Here is a 24,606-nt window from a genome sequence, read left to right as displayed (position 1 = left end):
TTAAATTCGCTATTCTTGTACTCTGATACCTTGTTTTTTAACTATGTTTTTTACTTTAGTTGATGAAATACTGGAGTCATTATAAAACTAAACTCATAGTCTTGGTATAGAAGACGATATTTATCCAATGGTATTGCCCCCCAACTATTAACACATGCTAATCCTGTTTGTACCTTATCGATGCAGAAATTTGTAAAGTTGGCTTTCTCTATCTCGGGTGAATGACGTTGGTCTTTGTTGCTGCCATCATCCAATGATTCGATAGTATAGTTTAATGCAGATGCAGAGAATGGAGCCTCAGCAATAAATTGTAAACCATTGCCATCGATATTCAGCAGATTCCACCAGCGGATATCTGTTTTTGTACCGGTTTCCTGCGGACGGATATAAGGATAAAATTGTTCTTCTACAGTTTGACGGTATTTACCAAGTCTTGCAGCATGGTTACGGTCAGAATAATTTTCTATCGGTCCTCTACCATAATACTCTATCTTATTAAAGGCAAGTGGCATACGCAGTTGCATACCAAAGCGGAACATTTCAGAGACCTTCTGACTTTGGTCTGCAGCCATTTTCTGTGTCACTTTTACTGCTCCTTCATTATTGATAATATAAGTAAGGAATAACTTGCCACCTACTGACTTCATGTCATACTCTGCGCGAACAACTGCCTGATCATTTTCGATAGCATGTTTCAATGAAGTTAGTTTGATCTCCGGATTCTTCCAGATTGCATATCTATGTTGTAAGCCAGCTCCAAAATCATTGTCGGTAGGGGCATGCCAGAAGTTAGGAGTCAAAGCACTGCCTTTTTTTATCAGTTGCATTCCGCCCACGTCATAACGGCAAAGATAACCGTCGTGTTTGTTGAATTCTAAAGAAAAGTCCTGCCCGGTAACGATTAGGTAGTTTTGATCATTATCCCGGATACTTGGAACAGTGACTGCAATATTAGAAGTTTGTTTGTTTTCTAATTTAAGCTCTGGTGCTTTGTAATCACAAATACTTAATTGATCGTAAGCAATAACTTCCCCAGCCGGAAGTAAAGTCTCTGCTTTTTTAAGTTTGTAATTTACATTAAGAAGCAGTTCTTTACAAGGAGATATTTTTTCTGTGTTGAACGGCAATTGTATCTTGGCTGTTTGTTGAGGTGCTACCTTTAAGTCGTTTACAATACCGGTCTGAACTATTTCGCCATTTGCTAATAAGCTCCATTCCATATAGCAGTCAGACAAGTCACGGAAGAAATTCTCATTATAAACGTTGATTTCACCTTTTGCAAGATCAGCCGGAGTTGTCCAGATGTTCTGATAGAAATAACCCACTTCATAAGCATGTGGGTTGGGCACACGGTCAGGACTGATCAAACCATTGTCGCAGAAGTTATTGTCGGAAGCATCGTATTTGTTGAAATCACCTCCATAACCATAAATATCTATGCCATCTTTGTTTCTCCAATGGCAGGATTGATCAACGAAGTCCCAAATGAATCCACCCTGATATTTTGGATATTTACGAATAATATCCCAGTATTCTTTGAATCCGCCTTCAGAATTACCCATAGCGTGTGCATATTCACATTGAATCAGTGGTTTCTGTATGTCTCCTTCAGAATATTTGATGCAATTATTATAGTCTAAATACATCGGGCAATAAATATCTGTAAATTCACTGGTATTAGCTTGCTCATATTGTACGGCACGAGTTTTGTCTTCATTCTTAATCCAGGTATAACATGCTTCAAAATTCGGTCCCATACCTGCCTCATTACCTAATGACCAGAAAATGATAGAAGGATGGTTGTATCCACGTTGAATGTTGCGTTGGTTGCGTTCCATGTGTGCTTTTGCATAAGCAGGATTCTTTGCAAGGGTCTTGTCTCCGTATCCCATTCCGTGAGATTCGATGTTGGCTTCGGCTACTACATATAATCCATATTGGTCGCAAAGGTCATACCAACGGTTGTCGTCCGGATAATGGCAAGTACGTACAGCGTTGATATTGAGCTTCTTCATTATCTGGATATCTTGCAGCATACGTTCAAGAGAAACGACATAACCACCGTCGGGATCCATTTCATGACGGTCGGCTCCTTTAAAGAGTACCGGCTGACCATTAATAAGAATTTGTCCCTCTTTCAATTCAATTTTGCGGAAACCAATTTTTATAGGAATAACTTCAGTCACTTTGTTCCCATTTTTTAAGGTGGCAGTCAATGTGTAAAGATTCGGAGTTTCGGCAGTCCATTTCGCCGGGTTTAAAATGGAAAGGGTCGTATTAAGTTTGCCGGAACCTTTCAGATCTGCTGTCGCTACACTATTTCCCTGTGCATCTGATAAGTTAATGGCAACTGTTCCGCTACCTTTTAAGTCGATAGCTACGTCTAAAGTACCATCTTTATACTGGCTATCCAGGTCAGGAGTTAAACGAATATCTTGAATATGTTTTTTATCACGTGCATACAAATAACAATCACGTCCTACACCGGAATAACGGAAAAAGTCCTGATCTTCCAGATAGCTGCCATCACACCAGCGGAATACTTGAAACGCTATCAGGTTTTTACCGGGTTTGAGATATTTGGTAAGGTTGAATTCTGCTTCCAGTTTACTATCCTCACTATAACCTACGTAACGTCCGTTTACCCAAAGATACATATTGGAAGTGACAGAACCGAAATGAGCAAGTATTTCTTTCCCTTTCCAATCGTCTGGAAGGATGATTTCTTTGCGGTAAGATCCTACGTGGTTATTGGTGGTAGGAACTTCGGGAGGATTATTTTTAAATTGACTTCTCCAGGCATATCCGACGTTTACATAAATCGGATCACCATATCCGTTTAGTTCCCAAACACCGGGCACTTTCAGTTCATCCCAGCCTTTATCATTGAAATTTGTCTGATAAAAATCTGTCGGGCGTGCTTCTGCATCTTTTACCCAGTTGAATTTCCAAAGACCGTTGAGTGTCATAAAATTCTTTGAGTTTTCTTTGATGCCGGCTTGTGCTTCATCGGCTGATGCGTAGGCAAAGTAATTAGTATGCATGGCAGAGCGGTTCACGGCATTTATTTCCGGATCTTTCCACTCGTTGAAGTTTTGTGCTTGAATAGCTGTCAGTCCCAGTGCAGCCAAAAAGCAGGAAAGTAGTTGTTTCTTCATGGGTTTTTGTATTAGGTTTGATTTTACGGGATCAAAGATAAGCAATTATTGAAAAGTAAAAGACAAATAATTATTCAATTAAGATCACAATTGAATAAATTAGTTGAAAAATAGAATAAACGGCCAATCTGAAATAGTTTATAATAGATTTTAAGTAACGAGAGAAGAAACATACTTTCTCTCTGTTTTGTTATCTATCAAAGTCTATTTAATCTAACCAGAAATTGAATACACTTTGAATAGCTTATAGAATGAGGGATAGTACTTCCGTTATAGGTAGCTAGTTCCTACAGAATCTGAGATTTTTAATAAATTAGCTAGAAAGTTAGTGTTTATTGATGAAGAACCTTTATTTTTGCAACATGTTACAATTTGAGAATCAAAAGATAAAGTATATAGTTCGCAGAGTTTTACCGGTGTTGACACTGGTAGCTGTGATATATTCCTGTGCAAGTATCGGACAACCGAGGGGTGGAGATAAAGATACGACTCCTCCTCGTTTTGTCGGTAGTACACCGGTAGCGGGTGCTACAAACGCTAAAAAGAATAAGATATCTCTTGTTTTTGATGAATTCATCAAGATAGAGAAAGCAACAGAAAAAGTGGTTGTTTCACCTCCTCAGATACAACAACCTGAGATTAAGGCTGCCGGAAAGAGAATACAGGTGAACCTGCTTGACTCTTTGAAAGAGAATACTACTTATACAATCGATTTCTCCGATGCTATTGTGGATAATAATGAGGGTAATCCGCTGGGTAACTTTGCATTTACTTTTTCCACAGGTGCACAGATTGATACAATGGAAGTAGCCGGAACATTGCTTGATGCTTCTAACCTCGAACCTATTAAAGGGATGTTAGTCGGATTACATTCCAATCTCAATGATTCAGCTTTCACTAAATTACCTTTTGACCGCGTGGCACGTACTGACAGTCGCGGGCATTTCTCAATTCGTGGAATTGCTCCTGGTAAATATCGTATCTATGGATTGATGGATGCCGACCAGAACTTTACTTTTAATCAGAAGAGCGAAATGATCGCTTTCAATGATTCTTTGGTTATACCTACGATGGAAGAGCGTGTGCGTATGGATACAGCATGGGTGGATTCATTGACTTATGACACAATCATTGAAAAGAAGTATACTCATTATTTGCCGGATAATCTCATACTTCGTGCTTTTAAGGAGATCAATAACTCTCAGTACCTGGTAAAATCGGAGCGTCTTGTTCCGCAAAAGTTTACTCTTTACTTTGCAAATAAAGCGGATACTTTACCTGTGTTGAAAGGATTAAATTTCGATGATAAGGAGGCTTTTGTTATAGAAAAGACTCTGCGTAATGATACTATTCACTATTGGGTGAAAGATTCTGTTTTGTATAAACAGGATACGCTTGCTCTTAGCCTGACTTATCTTTATACGGATACATTGAATCAGTTAGTTCCTCGTACAGATACGTTGAGACTTGTGTCGAAGCAGAAACTTGTGAAAGAAGAACCTGAAAAGAAGAAAAAGAAGAAAAAGAAAGACGATGAGGAAGAAGTAGAACCAACAAAGTTCTTATCTGTAAAAGTGGATGCTCCTTCATCAATGGATGTATATGGTTCTATTTCTTTGATTTTTGAGGAGCCAATAGCCTATTTTGACAGTACTGCTATTCACCTTCGACAGAAAGTAGATACTCTTTGGAAAGACGTGCCTTTTGAATTTGAACATGATTCGATTAATATAAAGAAATTTAATCTGTTCTATGATTGGGAACCGACGATTGAATATGAATTTACAGTCGATTCTACAGCATTTCATGGGATCTATGGCTTGTTTACTGATAAAATAAAACAAGGCTTTAAGGTACGTAGTGAAGATGAATATGCCAGCATTACATTCAATATAACAGGGGCGGACCCTTTGGCTTTTGTCGAACTATTAGACGCGCAAGATAAAGTGGTACGTCGGCGGAGAGTAGTGAATGGAATTGCTGATTTCTATTTCCTAAATCCGGGGAAATACTCCGCTCGTTTGATTAACGACAGGAATGGAAACGGCGAATGGGATACAGGAAATTTTGAAAAGGGATTGCAACCTGAGGAGGTTTATTATTATAATATGATTCTGGAACCAAAAGCAAACTGGGATCTGAACAATCAGTCGTGGGATATTCATGCTGTTCCTCTTGATAAACAAAAACTCGACGAACTTAAAAAACAAAAACCAGATGAAGACAAAAGGAAAAATAATAATAGTGATGAGCGGCGGCGTCGATAATTTGCGGCGTGCATTCACCATCGGACTTATTTTGTTATTGTTAGGAAGTATAGCGCTTCCTGCTAATGCTCAATGTGAAGCGAAGAATGATGCATTCCAGTCAGGAGAACATGTGATGTATGACTTGTACTTTAATTGGAAATTTGTTTGGGTAAAGGCCGGAATTGCCAGCTTAACAACCAATGCAACTACTTATCATTCGAAACCTGCCTTTCGTATTAACCTGTTAGCCTTAGGCAGTAAACGTGCCGACTTCTTTTTTAAGATGCGTGACACTTTGACTTGTGTAATGGGAGAGAAGTTGGAACCCCGTTATTTCCGCAAAGGGGCTGAAGAAGGTAAACGTTATACCGTCGATGAAGCTTGGTTTTCTTATAAAGACGGACTTTGCTTTGCGAATCAGAAACGTTCTTTTCCGCGTACAGGAGAAGTTTATGAAGACGAGACTAGTGATAGCCGTTGTATTTATGATATGCTGACTATTTTGGCCCAGGCTCGCTCCTATGATCCTGCTGATTATAAAGTTGGTGATAAGATTAAATTCCCGATGGCTACAGGTCGTAAGGTGGAGGAACAAACACTTATCTACCGTGGAAAAGAAAATGTGAAAGCAGAGAATGGTATTACATATCGTTGTCTGATCTTTTCATTGGTGGAATATGATAAGAAGGGAAAAGAGAAGGAGGTGATTACTTTCTTTGTATCAGATGATAAGAACCACCTTCCTGTTCGTTTAGACTTGTTTTTGAATTTTGGATCAGCAAAAGCATTCTTGAATGATGTTACCGGTAATCGTTATCCGATGACTTCGATCGTTAAATAAACCGGATTCAGACTTCGAAGGGAACTTTTTGATCTTTTCGGAATACGCTTGATTCAAAAGTTGCAATCAGCTCTCCATGTTGGTTAGTGACATCTACTTGATAGCAACCCGTACTTCGACCGATATAGCGTTCGCGGGCTTCGGCATAAAGGGTATCGCCCGGACCGCTGGCACGCAGGAATGTTATGTTTGACGAGAGGGAGAAAGCAAGTGTCCCGTGTGAATTGGCCGCAGCTGCAAGTGCCAGATCTGCCAGAGTAAAAATGGCGCCTCCTTGTGTACGTGCACCTGCGTTGAGGTGTTCTGCTTTTATTTCCATTTTGGTTTTACTATATCCTTCGCGGACTTCAAGCAATACTACGCCCGCATTTTTTGCGAATAAATCATTCCTGAAGAACTCTTGTGGTGTCATGATTAATTTAATAATTTGATGAATTGGTTTTGAGTTATGGATATTCAAATGATCCAATAAATATTGTTTTTGATAAATAGCAAAGATAACCTAACTTACAATAAATACCTAATAAAATGACGCAAATAAAAGAAATAATGTGTATATTCGGCAGATTATTTGCTATTATGGCTCTGTTTTTCTGTCAAAACTAAATGGATATGAATACAAATATAAACATTCTGAGAGGTCTCTTGCTATTATTATTTTGCAGTTTTAGTTTATTGAGTTACAGCGAAAATGAACTAAAAATATTATCTGATTCACTGAATAATCTAATTGATCATGAGCAAGAATTTATAAATCGAAAAGAAGAGAAGATTAAAAAAATTAAACGGAAATTGAAGGATGTCAGTCTATTGGAAGAATATAAAATTAACTTGCAATTGCACGATGAATACAGGAAATTTAATATTGACTCTGCTGTCCATTATATCAAACGTAACATTAGTATTGCTATCACATTGGGAGAACAAGAGTGGGGAATTGATTCTAGTTTGAAATTGTCTTTGTTATATTCTATGGGTGGTATGTATCGGGAAGCAGAGCTCCTTTTGAAAGATATCGATCCTACTCAATTGTCCAAAGATTTGTTATCTGCCTATTATGACGCTTATTATCGTTTCTGGGAGTACTATGCTATTTCGACAACACGTAGTAATCAATATCGCTATCAGAGGGAAATGTACCGCAACCTGTTTCTGAGCAATGCAGACCAGTCTTCTATCAATTATAAGGTTGGGATTATCAATCGTTCTGTCAAAGATCCGAAAGAGGCGGAAAAACGGCTGTTGGAACTCTTGGCAGCGGAAGAGGAGGGCAGTCCTGATTATGCTATTATTACTTGCGCACTTGCTACTTTGAGTGGGCAAAATAACCGTCCGGACTTGGAAAAGAAGTATTATATGCAATCTGCCATAGCCGATATAATGAATGTTACTCGTGAGAATTTCTCGTTGCAGCATTTAGCTGTCATTTATTATAATGACAATGATTTTGCAAAAGCTTTCAAATATACACAAGCTGCTATTGATCAGGCAAGAGCTTCCGGCATACAGTTCCGTGCTACACAAATTAACGAATTCTATTCTGTTATTAGTGCGGCCTATCAGGAAAAAGAGGCTAAGGCTAAGTCAAACCTTATCATATTTCTTACACTTATTACCGCTCTTTTTGTCTTTTTAGTTGCATTGGTTGTTTATACATATCGTCAGATTAAAAAGATGAGACAAATAAAAGAAGCACTTTCTATCAGTAATACAAAATTGAAGGAACTTAATAATACATTGAATAAAGTGAATGATCAACTTTATTGTAAGAACCATGAACTGTTGGAAACAAACAATGTGAAAGAACAGTTTATCGCTCAATTCTTTGATCTATGTTCTAATTATATTACTAGAATGGAAGGATACCAGAATTCATTATATAAACTGGCAATTAACCGAAATTATGAGATGCTGATCAAAAAACTGAAGTCAACCACAAATATTGATGAAGAATTGAATGCTTTATACAGTCATTTTGATAGTATTTTCCTAAATCTATATCCTACGTTTGTTACAGATTTTAATGCTTTGTTGAAGGAAGATGAACGAATTGTACCGAAAGCCGGAACATTATTAAATAAAGAACTACGTATTTATGCTTTAATTCGTATTGGTATTAACGACGGAGCAAAAATATCCAACTTTTTGCGTTGTTCAACGAGTACAGTTTATAACTACCGTACTAAAATGAGGAATAAAGCGATTGGTGATAAAGAAAACTTTGAGAACGAAATCTTGAAGATAGGATCTGAAGCTTATATGCCATCCTAACCTTTAATTTTAATCTAGTTCTTAAAAGGAAAACTCCTCTTAAGAACTAGATCTATAGATCTTTTATTGTAGCATTTTACATTTTACGAATCCATATATTGCGGAAACTGATAGGTTCGCTAGGGTCACCATGGCTCTGCAACAGGATCGGACCGTCTCCATGTTTCACAACTTTCGGAAATCCAATATACTCTGTTGTGCCTAAAATGGTTGTATTGTTTTGCAATACTACACCATTCTGTATAATAGTAACCTGAGGACGTACTCTGTACGAACCATCTTCTTTAAATACAGGAGCAGTATAAATGATATCATACACATTCCATTCACCCGGTTTACGCATTGCATTTGCCAACGGAGCTGTCTGTTTATAAATACTTCCAGCTTGTCCGTTTACGTATGTCGGATTATTGTAGTTGTCCAATATCTGTACTTCATACATTCCCTGAAGATAAACGCCACTATTTCCACGCCCTTGGCCTTCTCCTTGGATTGTTTTAGGAACTCTCCACTCCAGATGCAACTGGAAACTTCCAAACTTTTCTTTAGTCCGAATATCCCCTTTGCTTTTATCTACAGTGATGACTCCATTTTTCACTTTCCATTCTGCAGGTCCGCCTTTAGAGTTTTCCCAAGCAGACAGGTCTTTACCATCAAATAATATAATAGCATCTGATGGTGCAGTGAAACCACCTCCACGCATTTCTTCTCCCGGAGTGACAACCGGAGGAACTGGTGAGTAAAACTCAGACATTCCCGGTTTCATTCCTTCTTGAGCAGAAGCATAGTTACATCCAAGAACTGCTAAACCAATTATGGCAACAATTTTATTTTTCATAACGGATTTTTGTTTTGTAATATTGGTCTCTTAGTCCAGAACTTTTACGCGGATGTTACGATACCAAACATCGTCTCCGTGATCTTGAAGAGCAATAAAACCTTCTCTGTTTTGACCACCGCAATTGTTCAACAGATCGAAAGCCAAAGGCCATTTTTCTTTGCTGAATTTACTGTTCTGAAGCATTTCAGTCCATTGTGGAGTCCATAAGTGGTATTCCACTACATTTTCACCATTCTGTCCATGAATCACAGTACCTTTATAAACCATGATTTTAGCTGTGTTCCATTCTCCGTAAGGTTTAGAGTTTTGAGGAACTGCCGGAATCATATCGTACAAAGATGCTGATTGACGATTGTTGTCTTTTCCCAATTTTGCGTCCGGATGATTGGCATTGTCTAATACCTGATATTCAGGAGCAGAGATATAAATCGGTTCGAGTACATCGTTACCGTTTTCATCTTTTGAAGTAATTTCCTGTGCCATATAAAGGATACCGGAATTTCCTCCTTTAGAAATCTTCCATTCAAGCTCCAATTCAAAGTTTTTAAACTTATGAGCAAACATTAGATCACCACCGTCAGTATCTTGGGCTTCACCGCCACCAGTACCATTGAATTTGATGCATCCATCTTCAATCACCCATTTTCCTGGAACTTTATCTTTACCATATCCACGCCATCCATTGAATGTCTTTCCATCAAAGATTGTTATGTAACCATCTTTGTCAATAGGAAGAGTCAATGTGTCTGTTTCAGCAGCTTGCAAAGCTTTTGAATAAGAAACAGGCACAGTTGTTGCAGATTCTTCAGTTTGTGTAGCATCGGCTGTCTTTTTATTACCGCCTCCACATGCTGCGAATGTTCCTGCAAGTGCCAGGCAAGCTACAGTATAAAAATACTTTTTCATAATATAATTATATCTTGAATTAATACTATTTTGTAACTACTCAGATGGACAGAATGACAATCGTTTACCTGAGTAGTTACATTGTTTCGTTATACTCTAATAGTTATCAATTAAATTTTAGGCATATCAGGCAATTTCCAGCCATCACGATATGTATGCTTGATCAGTTCAGCAGCAAGCTGTTGTGCGTTCATTGGTTCAGTCCAGCTCTTGTTAAATGAAGGATGACCGTCATGAATAGTGAAGCCATCTTTTGTACAAGTCTTGATTGTTTCATTTTCACCGATGTTAGTGAAGCGCATATTTTCTCCATCCCATTCCAATGTTTTGTTCAGGGCTTGCAAACGGATAGCCAATACACCCATAGCAATCATTTCATTGAACGGACCAGCTTCAGAGAAGTCTGATTTAGTCATTACGCGGTTAGCTGGACTTTCTTTACAAGCACGTACCCAGTCCATTTCGTGAGATGTCGTAACACGACGGCAAACTTCCGGAGCTTTAGGTACACGTCCTGAGAGTAAGAACGGTTTTTGACCATAGCAACCGCAAATTAATGTATCTTTAGTTCCGTGGAAGATAGTTAAGCCACCGCCAGGACCCATCAATTCTTTTCCTTGAGGGAAACCTTTCGGACGATCAGGCATCATACCACCATCATACCAATGAACTTCTACTTCCGGCATTGCTACTTTAGCCATGTTGTCACGTGCAGGGAAAATCATTTTTACGTGTTGTGCTTGTGGTGCACATGCATTCAACAATAAAGTAGATGAACCTTCAACACGAGTCGGATAATTAAGTTTCAAAGCTTTGAATGGTTGATGTAAAATGTGACAAGCCATATCACCTAATGCACCTGTTCCATAATCCCACCATCCACGCCAGTTCCATGGGTGATAAACTGCATTATACGGATTCAGTTTAGCAGGTCCGGTAAACAGATCCCAGTTCAATGTGCTAGGAATTTTGTCTTCTTTTTCAGGAGCATTTAATCCTTGAGGCCAAATAGGACGGTCAGTAGCACATTCTACTTTTGTAACGTCACCAATTTCACCATTCCAGATCCATTCGCACACAAGGTCAGTATCTTTAGAAGATGAACCTTGGTTACCCATCTGAGTAACTACACCTGTAGAAGCAGCCAGCTTAGTAAGCAAACGAGATTCATATACAGAGTGTGTCAACGGTTTCTGGCAATATACATGTTTGCCCATTGTCATTGCGTCAGCTGTAATGATAGCATGAGTATGGTCAGCAGTAGCGATGATAACACCATCGATAGATTTGCCCATTTCATCGTACATTTTACGATAATCATAGTACTTTTTAGCTTTTGGGAACTCATCAAATACGCCTTTAGCATATTTCCAGTCTACGTCACAGAGTCCAATAATGTTTTCTGTACCTTTTACTGCATTAATGTTAGCGTGTCCCATACCACCGATACCAACGGCAACAAGATTCATTTTGTCGGATGGGGAAGTGTATCCATGACTCTTACCCAAAATAGTACTTGGAGCAATTGTTATACCTGCAAGTGCAGCAGCTCCTGTCTTCAGAAAGTCTCTTCTTGAAATGTTTGACATGATTTTCTACATTTAAAGTTGTTTATAAAATATAAATTAACGATTGTTTCTTAGTAGTCCATAACCGTTTTTCATCGTGCGTCTTCTTTCGCGAATCTGCTCCAGTGTATCCAAAGTACCGATAGCGGGTAATTCGTGTGATTTGGCATCCCATAAGAATTTCCATGCATACTCGGATGCGATGGCAGAATCGCGTAATGTAGGGAGTTGAGGTGATAGTTTACCTTGCTCGATACTGTCAGCGAACAAGTCACACATCACATCTATATTTTTTCCACCGAATGGTTTTTCTATCCGGAGTGTTTTATTAACTCCATGTAAATCAACGACAGCCGTTTTAAAATCGTGAGTCATTCGAACGATACCTTTCGTTCCAATAAGATCGACATAAGAATTGTGTGTCTGATCTTTTGAGAGCTGACCATATACGAAACCTTGTGTAATATCGAAAACGATTCCATTCTCAAAGGTTCCGTGGCATTGTACCCACCATGGCTCTTTGTAGCTCCACATATTAATGGCTTGTGCATGCCAGGTTTTGTAATTACTGCCGGCATACCAATGTGCTATATCAACATAATGCATTCCACAATCATGGAATGAAGGACCTTCATATTCATGTCCTTCTCCCGGTGCTAGTCCTGGAGTCATGTGGCAGATTCTGATAATTGCCAATTCACCCAGTTCACCTTCTTCTATGAACTGTTTCATCTGGTGGTGATACCATGAATTATGAAGATATAAATTAACGGTAGAAAGTACATTGGACTGTTCAGTCATTCTTACGACGTCCCATTCTCTTTCTACAGTATCAGCAATTGGCTTTTCAGATATGATATGTTTTCCATATTGAATAGCTTTTTCTATCTGTTCTTTTCGGAAGTTTGCCAACGTGCAAAGTGCTACTACTTGTACACTCTCATCTTTAAATACTAATAATTCGTCAGCTACTACTTGTGATTCAGGAGAAAGTTTCTTTGCAAGCTTTCTTGCTTCTGGATCTACGTCACAGATGTAAGCTACATCCCATCTTCCACTCTTCTGCATTTCTTGCAGGTAGAAGCCTCCCATTCTGCCAAAGCCTATAAGCCCAACTCTAATCCGTGTAGTTCCCATAATTTTGATATTTTTCTATGATATGATTTTAAGTATCTTATTATATTTGCTCCGAAAGCCTTAATGACTTTTAAAGGTTTGCAATACAAAAATAATGGAAACATAGACACTTTATTTTTTGTGAATGGGATTATGTAGATGGTGTAATTATGCAAATAGTTTATAATCAGTATTATAATAAAAATAAATAGCTAAAAAATGTAGATTGTTTATAATCGAAAAAATGCCATTTTATCTACTTTTTTGGGATTTACTTTGTTGCCTGCGCTAAATATTAAGCTTTAAAATATGTTTTTTTAGAAAAGAGAGAGAGAAATTATATAATAGATATTCCCTAATTAAAAGTTTGTTTTTTAAGTAGAGAATATACTTTGGTGTGCTACTTATAGAGCAAATGAAACATCTTTGGCAATAAATCTCTGTCACTCTTTAAAGTTATGTACTTTTTGCTTGCTGCTGTTTGGTAATACCCGATATAGGAAATTGGCTGCGTCTGGTCTTATCTATGTTTGAGATAAATAGAGAATATCTCATTTTTCGATATAGGTTTATACATCTCCATAAAATCATATTATTGTCGTTGTATTTTTCGTAGCTTCTGCATATAAAGTAAGAAATAAAAAGCGAATAAGTAGTCTTAGAATTATATTCTTGAAATACTTAATTGAGAAATATCCAAAAAAGGCTCATTCCATCGGTGCTTTTTTATAAATGAATAGTTGGCCAGAAATAGTCAGCTATTCTCTTTGGTTAAATATGATTCATTCCTTATGTTTGTTTATGTAGATAGTATGAATAATAAAGTTATGCTTAAATGAACTAGGTTTTGATAGATATAAAAGGATTCCATCGCTTGTATATTGTGTGGAACAGAAGTGAGTATGAAAAATATATGTCTGATATAAGATAGTATTTTGTTAGTTTTTGGAGCAATTGAAGAGTCTGTTGTTATTGAGTTGATAAAACTATATCGTATTTCTTATCCGTATGTTATAGATAAAAAACGGAGTTTACTAAAAGAAAATGAGTCCCTTTCGAATAAAAATATCATACGTTTATTGTGAATTCCGATAGAGAAATTCTTGGTTAAGTTCCCCTATCTATTCGGAGAGAACATGGAAATTGTTTACACAAATGTTAGATAGCTCTTATGACAAATAATTTTAAATTTATTTATTGTAAAAACAAGTATTAAATTAGGTGTATTAAACAGGTTATCGGTTAAAAGACTCGTATGATTTTGATTATTTTGCTATTCATTTTGCAGAAGATTATAAGGCGTTTTTTGAATCCCTTTGTGTTGATCAACAATAGATCTATGCTGCATGTATAAATATAAAAATTACTGCTAGAGAGGATGACGGATCGTATATCCGTGCCAAAAAGATTTTAGTTTTCGATTGGGAAGAGAATCCTATTATTACTCTTAATCTTGATCACAATATTATGAATGTGTCTTTCGATCCTGTTCGTCGAATGATGTATGTTTGGGATAATGAAGATGAACTTTATAGATGTGATATGAATTTTCTGTATGAATGATTCACAGATACAAAAATGCTTTACTTTATCTATCTTTCCGTTTTCTGATTTGCAAGTCCTATATTTTTGTTATATCTTTCCACCTGTTTTAAATATTTCTAATATGAAAAGAAAACTCGTGGTTATATTGCTTTTGGGAATGACAATGATGATACAGGCACAAGTCGGTCGTATGATGTATGGTGATACTTCGCGAATTGGCATTCCTCATTCTAAAGATCCTCATGTAGTAAATTTTAAAGGAAGATACTTGATGTATTATTCGATTCCTCCTTTAAAGAACGAACCTCAATCTGGTTGGAATATCGGTATCGCTGAGAGTCATGATCTTATAAATTGGACGAAAGTAGGGGAGATTACTCCGGTTGCTGGTGCCGAATATGAAAAGAAAGGCCTGTGTGCTCCTGGCGCATTGGTTAGAGATGGAGTAGTGCATTTGTTCTATCAGACCTATGGTAATAGAGAAAAGGATGCAATTTGCCATGCCACTTCTGAAGATGGTATCAACTTCAAGAGGAATCCTACCAATCCTATTTTTCGTCCAACTGGTGATTGGAATTGTGGGCGTGCAATTGATGCTGAAGTATGTGAATTCAAAGGGAAATATTATCTGTATTTTGCATCACGTGATAAAGATTTTAAGATACAGCTTCAAGGAGTTGCTGTGGCTCCGAAAAATTCCAGTTTTAATCGTGAGGATTGGAAACAGGCGTGTGATGCTCCTATCCTTTATCCGGAGTTGGGTTGGGAAAAGGATTGTATCGAGGGTGCTTCTATTGTAAAAAAAGGAAAGAAACTGTTTATGTTTTATGCCGGAGCGTATAATAATGCACCTCAACAGATTGGTGTTGCCGAGAGCAAAGATGGAATTCATTGGAAACGAGTGTTTACTGAACCTTTCGTTGCTAACGGAAAGCCTGGAGAGTGGAACTCAAGTGAATCTGGACATCCCCATTTATTTCACGATTTGGATGGACGGACTTATTTGTTTTATCAAGGTAACAATGATAATGGCAAGACATGGTATATCACCAATGAGGAAGTATTCTGGAAGAAAGGTAAACCATATTTAAAGAGGTAATTGCTTTTTCATTCAGTTTTGATGTAAAGCTGAGACAAATAAAGCCTGTGATATCTGAATTACTAAATAAAACTCCCTTCATTCTACTCTGCTACCAGAAGTGAAATGAAGGGAATTTTTATGTTATAAGTATTAAGTCTCTTATTTATTCAGTCTCCATTCGAAGCCGTCCTTTGTATCTTTCACTTCAAAACCAAGTGCGGTTAAGGTATTACGGATTTCGTCAGAAGTGGCCCAGTCTTTATTTGCTTTTGCTTTCATACGTTGTTCCAGTAACATATCCACTACTTTTCCATAAGCAGCTTCACGACCGTCAGAAGAACCTTTCTCTTCTTTCAATCCCATAATGTCGAAGCAGAATAAGTGGAAAGTATCTTTTAGCTCTTTCAGGTCTTCGGCAGAGATCGTTGCATTTCCTGCGATAATGTTATTGATGATGCGTGCCCCTTCAAACAGTTGTGCGATAACGATAGGAGTATTTAAGTCATCATTCATGGCTTCATAACATTTCTCACGAATGTCTTTTACGTTAATACCTTCTGAGGTACTTGCAGCAGGAGTTATTTTTTTCAATCCTTCTATTGCTTCCATCAAACGTAATAAACCTTTTTCCGAAGCTTGTAATGCTTCGTTGCTGAAATCGACCGTACTACGATAGTGAGCTTGCAGAATGAAGAAACGAATGGTCATTGGCGTATAAGCCTGTGCCAATAACTTATGAGTACCGTTGAAGAATTCATCCAGCGTAATAAAGTTACCAAGGGATTTGCCCATCTTCGTTCCGTTGATGGTAATCATATTGTTATGCATCCAATAGTGAACCATGTCATCTCCTTGTGAAGCTACAGACTGTGCAATTTCACATTCATGGTGTGGAAAGATCAGGTCCATACCTCCTCCGTGGATATCGAAATGTTCGCCCAGATACTTACGTCCCATAGCCGTACATTCGGCATGCCATCCGGGAAAGCCGTCACTCCATGGAGAAGGCCAGCGCATGATATGTTCCGGTTGTGCTTTCTTCCAAAGGGCGAAGTCGGCAGGATTATGTTTTTCACTTTGTCCGTCAAGGTCGCGGGTAGTATTCAGTACATCATCCAGATTACGTCCGGATAATTTTCCGTAATGATAATCTTTGTTGTATTTGGCTACGTCGAAGTAAACAGAACCTTCACTTTCATAAGCGTAACCTGCATCCAGAATTTTTTGTACAAGCTGAATCTGTTCGATGATATGACCCGAAGCGTGTGGCTCAATGCTTGGAGAAAGTACGTTAAGTTCTTCCATTGCTTTATGGTAGCGGTTCAGGTAATACTGAACAACTTCCATCGGTTCCAATTCTTCCAGACGCGCTTTCTTAGCGATTTTATCTTCTCCCTCATCCGCGTCATGTTCCAGGTGACCTACATCAGTAATATTGCGTACATAGCGAACTTTATATCCTATATGGGTCAGGTAACGGAAGAGTACATCGAATGTAATAGCAGGGCGTGCATGTCCCAAATGGGCATCCCCATAAACTGTCGGTCCGCATACATACATTCCAACGTGTGGAGCATGAAGAGGTACAAACAGTTCTTTTTTTCTATCTAACGTGTTGTAAATGGTTAATTGATGTTCCATAACATTTTGATATTTATTCAATTGGATTTGCAAAGTTAGAATAAAATCTGGATATGTAACGTATCTTAAAGATGATTGTTTATCGTTCTTTTATCGTTTATTTATCAGAAGTTGTTTTTTCTTTTATTGAAACAAACTATTTTCTCTTATTGAATGAAGTGATCTATGGCTTCGGCTACTCCGTCTTCTTCATTGGTCAGGGTGATGTAATTGGCTACTTTTTTCACCGGTTCTTGTGCATTACCCATTGCAATGCCTAGTCCTGCAAACTTTATCATGGAAAGGTCATTATATCCATCGCCTATTGCTATAACTTCCTCCTGCTTAATTCCTGTTTCCTCCAATAATACAGCAAGAGACAATGCTTTATCGATACCTTGCGGCACTAATTCGAGGAAATAGGGTTCTGACCGGAAAACATTGATTTTTCCTTGTAGCCGGATGCACAACTCCGACTCTAGAGGAATTAGTTTGTCTGCATCTCCAACAATCAGGCATTTGGCTACGGGAAGGGTGATATCCGTAAGGAAATCATTTGTTTCGCGTATAGCCATTTTATTGAGGAAAGCTTCTTTTTGTACGTACGTATCTTGGGAGTTTTCGGTTACGATTTCTGCACCATCATACGTCAATATGCTGAGATGATGAGTACGGGCACATTTATAAAGCACTGGAACGATCTCGTTCGGCAACACATTTTCGTATATCATTTCTTTGGTTTCCCAGTTAATAATTTCTCCGCCGTTGTAGGATAAGATAAATCCTCCGTATTCGTCCATGCGTAGTTCATTCGCCAATGGCACAATGCCATAAGTCGGTCGTCCCGAAGCCAAGACAAGCCGGATACCTTGTTGTTGGATGCGTATCAATGTTTCCCGATTACGAGGAGTAATTTCTTTTTGGGAATTGGTGAGCGTTCCGTCAAGGTCAAGCACGATAAGTTTGTATTTCATGTAGTGTTATTTTGGGTGCAAAGATAAAGTAAAAAAGTATTGTTGCAAGGTTGTGTATAGAAAGTTACCTGTTCTAACTTAAAATAATTAATCCAGTAAATCTGCCCATTGTTCATTAGTAAATACAGGTAATGTATCACTGTCTGCAATAAATGTTTCTGCTAGTTTTCGTTTCTTATCTTGCAGGTGGAGAATCTTTTCTTCGATACTGTTTTGAGTGATGAAACGGTATGCAATTACTTGTTTGTCCTGACCAATGCGATGGGCGCGGGCAATGGCTTGTGCTTCGGCAGCGGGGTTCCACCAAGGGTCAATGATAAATACATAGTCTGCTTGGGTAAGATTAAGTCCAACTCCACCGGCTTTCAAGGAGATGAGAAACGCTTGTACATCCTTTTGGTCAGTGAAATGGGCAATTTCAGAAGGACGGTTATTGGTGGAGCCTGTCAATAGGGCATATTTCCAGTTCCGTTCTTGGAAAGCTTCGGCTATGATTTCCAGATGTCTGACAAAGGAAGAGAAAATCAGTACTTTATGTCCTTCACTTTGCAAGGTGTCGAAGGTTTCTATGATCTGTTCCATTTTTCCCGATATTCCGGTGAAATCGGGAAAAACGAGCTGAGGATGGCAAGATAACTGGCGGAGGCGCAAGATTCCGTTCAGTATACTAAAGGAGTGTAATCTGTCTTGATGTTGAGGTTGCTGCAACAATATGTTACGCAAACTATTTTTTTCTTGCTCGTAATAATTATGTTGCTCTTCAGTCATATCACAGAAGATGGTTTCTTCTGTTAGAGGCGGAAGTTCGGGAGCCACTTCTTTTTTACTTCTTCTTAGGATAAAGGGTGAAGTCAATTGTTGTAATCGCCCTTCTAATCGTGTGTTTCCTTGACGGATTGGAGTAATAAATTGTTTTTGAAAAACGTTCTCTTCTCCTAATAAATCCGGTTGGAGGAAACGGAATTGCGCCCATAAATCTTTGAGTGAGTTTTCGATAGGAGTACCGGTAAGGACTAGCCGATGTTTGCTTTGCAACTGTATGGTCGCCCGGAATGTAAGCGAATCACTGTTTTTAATATTCTGGCTTTCATCAAGCACAATATATTCAAAACAGTAAGAACGGAGTGTTTCTATGTTGTTTCGCATCATTCCATACGTTGTAAATATCAGGTGAAAACGACCGAAAAATCTTTCCGGATGTTCTTTAGGGATGACTGTTGTACTGTTGTATTCAGTCATTGAAAGCGTGGTGAAGCGTTTCGCTTCCCTGTGCCAGTTGTGAAGTAAAGAGGTCGGTACAACAATGAGAGTTGCCGGCTTTCGGGGCGCCTGTTTCTTTTTCGGCCGAGGATCGGTTACGACTATATTCTTTTCTCTTATTTCGCGTACATCCGGTAGCAATTCATTTTCGCTATCGAAGCCGAATAAAGAGAATTGTCCTGTTGGATCACTCGTAGGTTGCTGTTTCTCAATAGATGTGGATGAGATAGTGGCTATTTCCTGATGAGTTGTATCCGAAGTCAGTGGCTTATAAATATATTGTAATAAAGTTAGAGTCTGGAGCGTTTTACCGAGTCCCATGTCATCTGCAAGACATCCTCCGAATCCTTGTTCGTTGAGTTGTACCATCCACGAAAACCCTTTTTGCTGGTAAGGACGTAGCTGCGCTTTGAGACCTTCCGGCACCTGAATGTCTTTGATTTGAATTTTATTAGGAAACCTTTTTAATCCATTTTCGTCTAAGGCAGACTGTACAGCACCGATGAATGTATGCTTTAATCGTATTCCTTTTTCTGTTTGATCACCCATTTCCAACAGATTGCCATATTTGCTGAACCATTCGTCAGGTAAAAGAAACATCTGTCCGTTAGGTAGTAAAAATTCTTTTCTTTCTTCAAGAATGTGTTTGCGGAAACGTGAAAAAGGGATTCGCATTGTACCGATGACCACAGTGATATTTAATTCGAACCAATCCGGACCGTCGTCGCAATTTTGCTCAATTTGGATTTCATCCAGACAATAATGAGCATTCTTTTTATTACTGGTTAATAGGAAAGAATGTTTCAACATCTCTCTGTTTTGATGAATCCATTCAGTGATTGTTTTTTCGGGTCTATCGGGTGATAGCTTGAAATGGACATCACTGATTTGTTGCAATCCAGCTTGGGTTAGTAGCCGCATTGCTCTCTTCTCGGAAGCACTATGCCGTTGAAAAAAGGCGATTTCACCGGATTCTTTACGGTAAACGATTTTCTTCATTTCATGGGCAAAATCAGGATTAAATGATTGATTGCCGTAATGGAAACCGAGTTTTAGTAATTGTTCATCGTAGACTGTATCTTCCAAAGTGAGCACTGCCTTACAGTTACGTTTTTCTTCAATAATATTCAGGCCATGTGTGGTGATATCGTGATAACGTGCTATTGGTATTACAATATTATCAATATACTTTTCAATCTGCGATATATCTGCACTAATTGATTTCTTTTTGTAAAAGGTAAAATCCGCGTGCTTTCAATATGAGGGAAAAAGTATAGTTCCATACCTAATAGTAAACTCGAGGGTGAGGAAGTCAGCACAATAACAGGTTTTTGCTCAGTTAAAGAGAAAGATTGTCCTTCATAAAAACATTGCAATTCATATCGGAAAGTCTTTTCGTCAATATGGAAAGTGAAACGGTTTTCGACATCATGTGGGTGAACATGGTAAGCATGGTGGGCATATAATATTTTACTTCCGGGTGGCTTTTGATAAAAAGGAAGATTGCCTTTCTTGATTAGTTCCAGTATTTCCAGGAGTTTCTTTTCGATGAATGGGCGAATATTGTTCTTGAATCGATCCGTATCTTCGGACAACTTATGAAGGAAACGTGATACTGTTTCTTCTCGCGAGTAAACACTCATTAGGTACTTTTCCGTATAATGTGATGCGATGTCAATTGCCTCTCGTTCGGCATCGGACATACGGGAAACTGCTTCAGGAGAAGCATGGAATGCTTGTTCTATCAGGCACACTGTTTCATCGTCTTGCTTTTCCGCGATGTACGGTATCAATAACGCACCGAGTACGGGATGTTCTGTTAAGACGATAATAACTTGTCCGATAGTTGTTCTCTGTTTCATTCTCTTTAGGCTTGAATCAACAAAGATACGGGAAAATACTTAATTTTGCAGCATGATGGAGGAAAACAAACGTGTGTTGTTAGGTATGAGTGGCGGAACAGATAGTTCTGTCGCTGCAATGCGACTGCTGGAAGCCGGATATGAGGTGACTGGTGTGACCTTTCGTTTTTATGAATTAAATGATTCTACCGAATATTTGGAGGATGCTCATGGTTTAGCGGAACGCTTGGGAATACAACATATCACTTATGACGTGCGAGAGATATTCCACAAGCAAATTATTGAATATTTTGTTCAGGAATATATGTTGGGGCATACACCTGTCCCCTGTACATTATGTAACAATCTGCTGAAATGGCCACTACTTGCTAAAATTGCCGATGAAATGGGAATTTTTCATATTGCTACCGGACATTATGTTCGTAAGGTTAAGAAGGAAGATACCTATTATATAACTTATGCTGCCGACTCGGATAAAGATCAAACTTTCTTTTTATGGGGATTGAAACAAGATATCCTTCAGAGAATGTTATTGCCTATGGGAGATATTACTAAGGTTGAGGCAAGGGCTTTTGCAGTTGAACATGGATTCCGGAAAGTGGCGATGAAAAGGGACAGTATAGGTGTTTGTTTTTGCCCGATGGATTATAGGAGTTTCTTAAAAGAATGCTTAAGAAGAGATGGCAGTCAATCGCAGGTTAGAAATGATCTGGATAGAAATGATCATTCCCAGTTTCAAAGATTAAAACGTGGAAAATTTATCGATGAAAAGGGGAATTTTATTGCATGGCACGAAGGTTATCCTTTTTATACGATTGGACAACGTAGGGGATTGGGAATTCATCTAAATCGTCCCGTCTTTGTGAAAGAGATTTTTCCGGAAACGAATGAAGTTGTTCTTTCATCTCTTCAGACTTTGGAAAAAACAGAAATATTTTTAAAGGATTGGAATATCGTAAATGAGGAACGTTTGTTGAATAACCCTGATGTTATTGTGAAAATACGATATCGTAAACAAGAAAACCATTGTACGGTAACCATTACTTCTGATAATTTATTGTATATACATCTTCACGAACCACTAGCAGCTGTTGCACCCGGACAAGCTGCTGCATTCTATAAAGATGGATTGTTATTGGGAGGAGGAATAATTGTATCTTCTCGCTGATGCTACTATAAAGTTTGTTTTTATAAAATTTATCTGCAACCTACACAAATGTACTTATATATTGTTGATATACAATGCACTAATGGTGTGCAAGATACTGTTGCAGATGTGTGCAAGATCTTTTATCTTGCACTATAATATATTGTTCAGATTCTAGTTATCCGGTTAAAGTTAATAATGCTAATATCCTGTGTGTCACTTATTAAACTTCTGGCTCATTGCTATTAATACTCTACGTGATAGCCATTAATACTCTATATGATAACTATTAGTACTTTTACATAATAGCGATTAATACACAATATCCGATTAATAATAACCACTTTGTTTCAGCCTATGAAACTAAAAGTTTCAAGCGCTTGAAACCATTGGTTTCCTTATATGAAACTAAAAGTTTCACTATATGAAACACATAGTTCCAATAGTTGAAACACTTAGTTTCGAGGCTTGAAACTGAAAGTATCATCTATTGGAACTTACTTTAACTGTGAATATTATTAGTGGCTTGTCTTAATAAGCACAATGGCTCTTTTGATATATCTTGTTATTAGTTGCTATTCGTTGTTAAGAAGTAACATTTGCTCGATATATTCTCGTGTATTACTTAATCGGGGCACTTTATGCTGTCCACCCAACTTCCCTTTTTGTGCCAACCAATCATGAAACAGCCCCGGACGAGCCGTGATTACCTCTAAAGGTTGTAAAGCAATATCTTTCCAGCGTTTTGCCTCATAGTCAGAGTTTACTTCTTTCAGTGTGGTATCCAAAACAGCAGCGAATTTTTCTACCGAGTCCGGCATTTTAGCAAATTCAATCAACCATTGATGACGACATTTAGCATTCTCATCCATAAAAACGGGTGCTGCTGAATATTCGCTTACTTGGGCTCCTGTTGCAGCACAAGCCTTAGCTAACCCTTTTTCAGCATTATCAACGATCAATTCTTCTCCAAAAGCATTGATAAAATGTTTAGTCCGTCCTGTGATGATAAATTTATATGGATTCTTGCTGGTAAACTTCACTGTATCACCAATCATATATCGCCATAAACCACAGGAAGTAGAAATAACCAATGCATAATTTCTGTTGAGTTCTACCTCTTCTAGACAATATATACGTGGGTTTTCCTTATCGACGTCTTCCAGTGGAATAAACTCATAGAAAATTCCGTAATCAATCATCAATAACATAGCCGGATCGGAAAGATCGTTCTGTGTACCGAAATACCCTTCAGAAGCATTATAAGTCTCTACATAGTGCATTTTTGGTGAGTGAATGACTTGCTTGTATTGTTCGCGATAAGGTGTAAAAGATACTCCACCGTGGAAGAATACCTCCAAGTTAGGCCATACCTCTTCTAATGTTTGCTTTCCTGTTTTTTCAAGAATACGTTTAATGAGTACCAGCATCCATGAAGGTACACCCGATAAATTGGTCACATTTACCGGAATCGTACTATTGGCAATCGCTTCAATCTTTGTCTCCCATTCGCTCATCAATGCAATTTTCTTGCTGGGAACACGAATAAAGTTAATCAGCGGATTAACGTTTTGAATAAGAATGGCAGAAAGGTCGCCCACTAAACTATGATTGGAACTCAGGTTCGTACTGTGACTACCTCCTAAAATCAATCCCTTTCCTGAGAAAAATTGACTATTCGGATTGATACGAAAATAAAGTGCAGCAGCATCTTTCCCTCCCCTGTAGTGAATATCCTCCAACGCCTCCTGGCTGACAGGAAGAAATTTACTTTTATCATTTGTTGTACCGGATGATTTGGCAAACCAACGGATTTCCGAAGGCCAAAGCAGGTTTTGCTCTCCTGCGCGTAAACGTTCTACATACGGTTTGATTTCTTCGTAAGTCTGTATTGGAATACGCTTTCTGAAATCTTCATAATTGCGGATAGAGGAATAATCATATTTCTTTCCCCATTCTGTTTGAGCAGCCTGAGTTATCAAACGGTTCAGCACCCGGTGCTGTATATCGCTAGCTTGAGTAGCGTAAAGATCTATTTGTTTTAAACGGGAATCGAAAATCTTACTTATGATTTTTGTAATATTCATTTCTGCTTTAGCATATAATGTTTAGTCGTGCAAAAGTAACCTTATTTATCTTTTTTTTCTATCTTTACGACGGAAATAAT

The 24,606-nt window shown here is 38.1% G+C and carries 14 protein-coding genes and 1 pseudogene; 5 read left to right on the top strand and 10 right to left on the bottom strand.

Annotation, left to right across the window (positions count from 1 at the left end; translation table 11 throughout):
• Positions 1–50: 50 nt before the first annotated feature.
• Entirely contained in the window at positions 51–3,158 is a 3,108-nt protein-coding gene (gene lacZ, locus EJF25_RS00555) for a beta-galactosidase, LacZ type (protein WP_125039582.1), read from the bottom strand.
• Positions 3,159–3,520: 362 nt separating this feature from the next.
• Here lacZ and EJF25_RS00550 point away from each other — a divergent pair, with 362 nt between their 5' ends.
• On the top strand, positions 3,521–5,425 hold the full coding sequence (locus EJF25_RS00550) for an Ig-like domain-containing protein (protein WP_125039581.1): 1,905 nt from the start codon (positions 3,521–3,523) through the stop codon (positions 5,423–5,425).
• The gene (locus EJF25_RS00545; protein ID WP_200832844.1) at positions 5,376–6,248 is read left to right on the top strand and encodes a DUF3108 domain-containing protein; all 873 of its coding nucleotides are present in this window, start codon (positions 5,376–5,378) and stop codon (positions 6,246–6,248) included. Before EJF25_RS00550 ends, EJF25_RS00545 begins: the two co-directional genes overlap by 50 nt.
• Positions 6,249–6,255: 7 nt before the next feature.
• Here the strand turns inward: EJF25_RS00545 and EJF25_RS00540 are convergent, their stop codons facing one another.
• A complete protein-coding gene (locus tag EJF25_RS00540) occupies positions 6,256–6,660 on the bottom strand; it encodes a PaaI family thioesterase (RefSeq protein WP_077152632.1) in 405 nt (134 codons plus the stop codon).
• Positions 6,661–6,860: 200 nt separating this feature from the next.
• Between EJF25_RS00540 and susR the strand changes: the two genes are divergently transcribed.
• Positions 6,861–8,519 carry a SusR family glycan utilization regulator gene (gene susR, locus EJF25_RS00535; protein ID WP_235016660.1) on the top strand — a complete coding sequence of 553 codons (1,659 nt, stop codon included), beginning with the start codon at positions 6,861–6,863 and terminating at the stop codon, positions 8,517–8,519.
• A gap of 76 nt (positions 8,520–8,595) precedes the next feature.
• Here susR and EJF25_RS00530 read toward each other — a convergent pair whose 3' ends face one another.
• The 4 genes from EJF25_RS00530 to EJF25_RS00515 all read right to left on the bottom strand — a co-directional run bounded on the left by EJF25_RS00530 (position 8,596) and on the right by EJF25_RS00515 (position 12,971).
• The gene (locus EJF25_RS00530; protein WP_125039580.1) at positions 8,596–9,357 is read right to left on the bottom strand and encodes a 3-keto-disaccharide hydrolase; all 762 of its coding nucleotides are present in this window, start codon (positions 9,355–9,357) and stop codon (positions 8,596–8,598) included.
• A 30-nt stretch (positions 9,358–9,387) separates the two neighbouring features.
• A complete protein-coding gene (locus tag EJF25_RS00525) occupies positions 9,388–10,266 on the bottom strand; it encodes a 3-keto-disaccharide hydrolase (protein ID WP_125039579.1) in 879 nt (292 codons plus the stop codon).
• Positions 10,267–10,376: 110 nt separating this feature from the next.
• Positions 10,377–11,855, bottom strand: coding sequence for a glycoside 3-dehydrogenase (locus EJF25_RS00520; RefSeq protein WP_025074661.1), 1,479 nt, complete (start codon positions 11,853–11,855; stop codon positions 10,377–10,379).
• A gap of 36 nt (positions 11,856–11,891) precedes the next feature.
• On the bottom strand, positions 11,892–12,971 hold the full coding sequence (locus EJF25_RS00515) for a disaccharide 3-dehydrogenase (RefSeq protein WP_125039578.1): 1,080 nt from the start codon (positions 12,969–12,971) through the stop codon (positions 11,892–11,894).
• Positions 12,972–14,616: 1,645 nt separating this feature from the next.
• Here EJF25_RS00515 and EJF25_RS00510 point away from each other — a divergent pair.
• On the top strand, positions 14,617–15,594 hold the full coding sequence (locus tag EJF25_RS00510) for a family 43 glycosylhydrolase (protein ID WP_125039577.1): 978 nt from the start codon (positions 14,617–14,619) through the stop codon (positions 15,592–15,594).
• A 141-nt stretch (positions 15,595–15,735) separates the two neighbouring features.
• On the opposite strand, the gene cysS is transcribed toward EJF25_RS00510, so the two are convergent.
• The 3 genes and pseudogenes from cysS to EJF25_RS26285 all read right to left on the bottom strand — a co-directional run bounded on the left by cysS (position 15,736) and on the right by EJF25_RS26285 (position 21,292).
• Positions 15,736–17,217, bottom strand: a complete 1,482-nt coding sequence (gene cysS / locus EJF25_RS00505) for a cysteine--tRNA ligase (RefSeq protein ID WP_125039576.1) — start codon at positions 17,215–17,217, stop codon at positions 15,736–15,738.
• Positions 17,218–17,363: 146 nt separating this feature from the next.
• On the bottom strand, positions 17,364–18,170 hold the full coding sequence (locus EJF25_RS00500; protein WP_125039575.1) for a Cof-type HAD-IIB family hydrolase: 807 nt from the start codon (positions 18,168–18,170) through the stop codon (positions 17,364–17,366).
• Between the two features lie 87 nt (positions 18,171–18,257).
• Positions 18,258–21,292: pseudogene (locus EJF25_RS26285) on the bottom strand (DEAD/DEAH box helicase).
• A gap of 52 nt (positions 21,293–21,344) precedes the next feature.
• Between EJF25_RS26285 and mnmA the strand changes: the two are divergent.
• Positions 21,345–22,460, top strand: coding sequence for a tRNA 2-thiouridine(34) synthase MnmA (mnmA, locus tag EJF25_RS00490; RefSeq protein WP_125039574.1), 1,116 nt, complete (start codon positions 21,345–21,347; stop codon positions 22,458–22,460).
• 554 nt (positions 22,461–23,014) lie between these two features.
• Here the strand turns inward: mnmA and EJF25_RS00485 are convergent.
• Positions 23,015–24,526, bottom strand: coding sequence for a GH3 auxin-responsive promoter family protein (locus EJF25_RS00485; protein WP_125039573.1), 1,512 nt, complete (start codon positions 24,524–24,526; stop codon positions 23,015–23,017).
• Between the last annotated feature and the right edge of the window lie 80 nt (positions 24,527–24,606).

It is taken from the genome of Bacteroides faecalis (assembly GCF_003865075.1).
Classification (GTDB): domain Bacteria; phylum Bacteroidota; class Bacteroidia; order Bacteroidales; family Bacteroidaceae; genus Bacteroides; species Bacteroides faecalis.
The sequence above is the reverse complement of the archived record's forward strand: the minus strand, read 5'-3'. Positions and strand labels throughout refer to the sequence as shown.

Coding starts and splice junctions, on each gene's coding strand:
- lacZ (WP_125039582.1), bottom strand. CDS start 3,158: ATGAAGAAACAACTACTTTCCTGCTTTTTGGCTGCACTGGGACTGACA.
- EJF25_RS00550 (WP_125039581.1), top strand. CDS start 3,521: ATGTTACAATTTGAGAATCAAAAGATAAAGTATATAGTTCGCAGAGTT.
- EJF25_RS00545 (WP_200832844.1), top strand. CDS start 5,376: ATGAAGACAAAAGGAAAAATAATAATAGTGATGAGCGGCGGCGTCGAT.
- EJF25_RS00540 (WP_077152632.1), bottom strand. CDS start 6,660: ATGACACCACAAGAGTTCTTCAGGAATGATTTATTCGCAAAAAATGCG.
- susR (WP_235016660.1), top strand. CDS start 6,861: ATGAATACAAATATAAACATTCTGAGAGGTCTCTTGCTATTATTATTT.
- EJF25_RS00530 (WP_125039580.1), bottom strand. CDS start 9,357: ATGAAAAATAAAATTGTTGCCATAATTGGTTTAGCAGTTCTTGGATGT.
- EJF25_RS00525 (WP_125039579.1), bottom strand. CDS start 10,266: ATGAAAAAGTATTTTTATACTGTAGCTTGCCTGGCACTTGCAGGAACA.
- EJF25_RS00520 (WP_025074661.1), bottom strand. CDS start 11,855: ATGTCAAACATTTCAAGAAGAGACTTTCTGAAGACAGGAGCTGCTGCA.
- EJF25_RS00515 (WP_125039578.1), bottom strand. CDS start 12,971: ATGGGAACTACACGGATTAGAGTTGGGCTTATAGGCTTTGGCAGAATG.
- EJF25_RS00510 (WP_125039577.1), top strand. CDS start 14,617: ATGAAAAGAAAACTCGTGGTTATATTGCTTTTGGGAATGACAATGATG.
- cysS (WP_125039576.1), bottom strand. CDS start 17,217: ATGGAACATCAATTAACCATTTACAACACGTTAGATAGAAAAAAAGAA.
- EJF25_RS00500 (WP_125039575.1), bottom strand. CDS start 18,170: ATGAAATACAAACTTATCGTGCTTGACCTTGACGGAACGCTCACCAAT.
- mnmA (WP_125039574.1), top strand. CDS start 21,345: ATGATGGAGGAAAACAAACGTGTGTTGTTAGGTATGAGTGGCGGAACA.
- EJF25_RS00485 (WP_125039573.1), bottom strand. CDS start 24,526: ATGAATATTACAAAAATCATAAGTAAGATTTTCGATTCCCGTTTAAAA.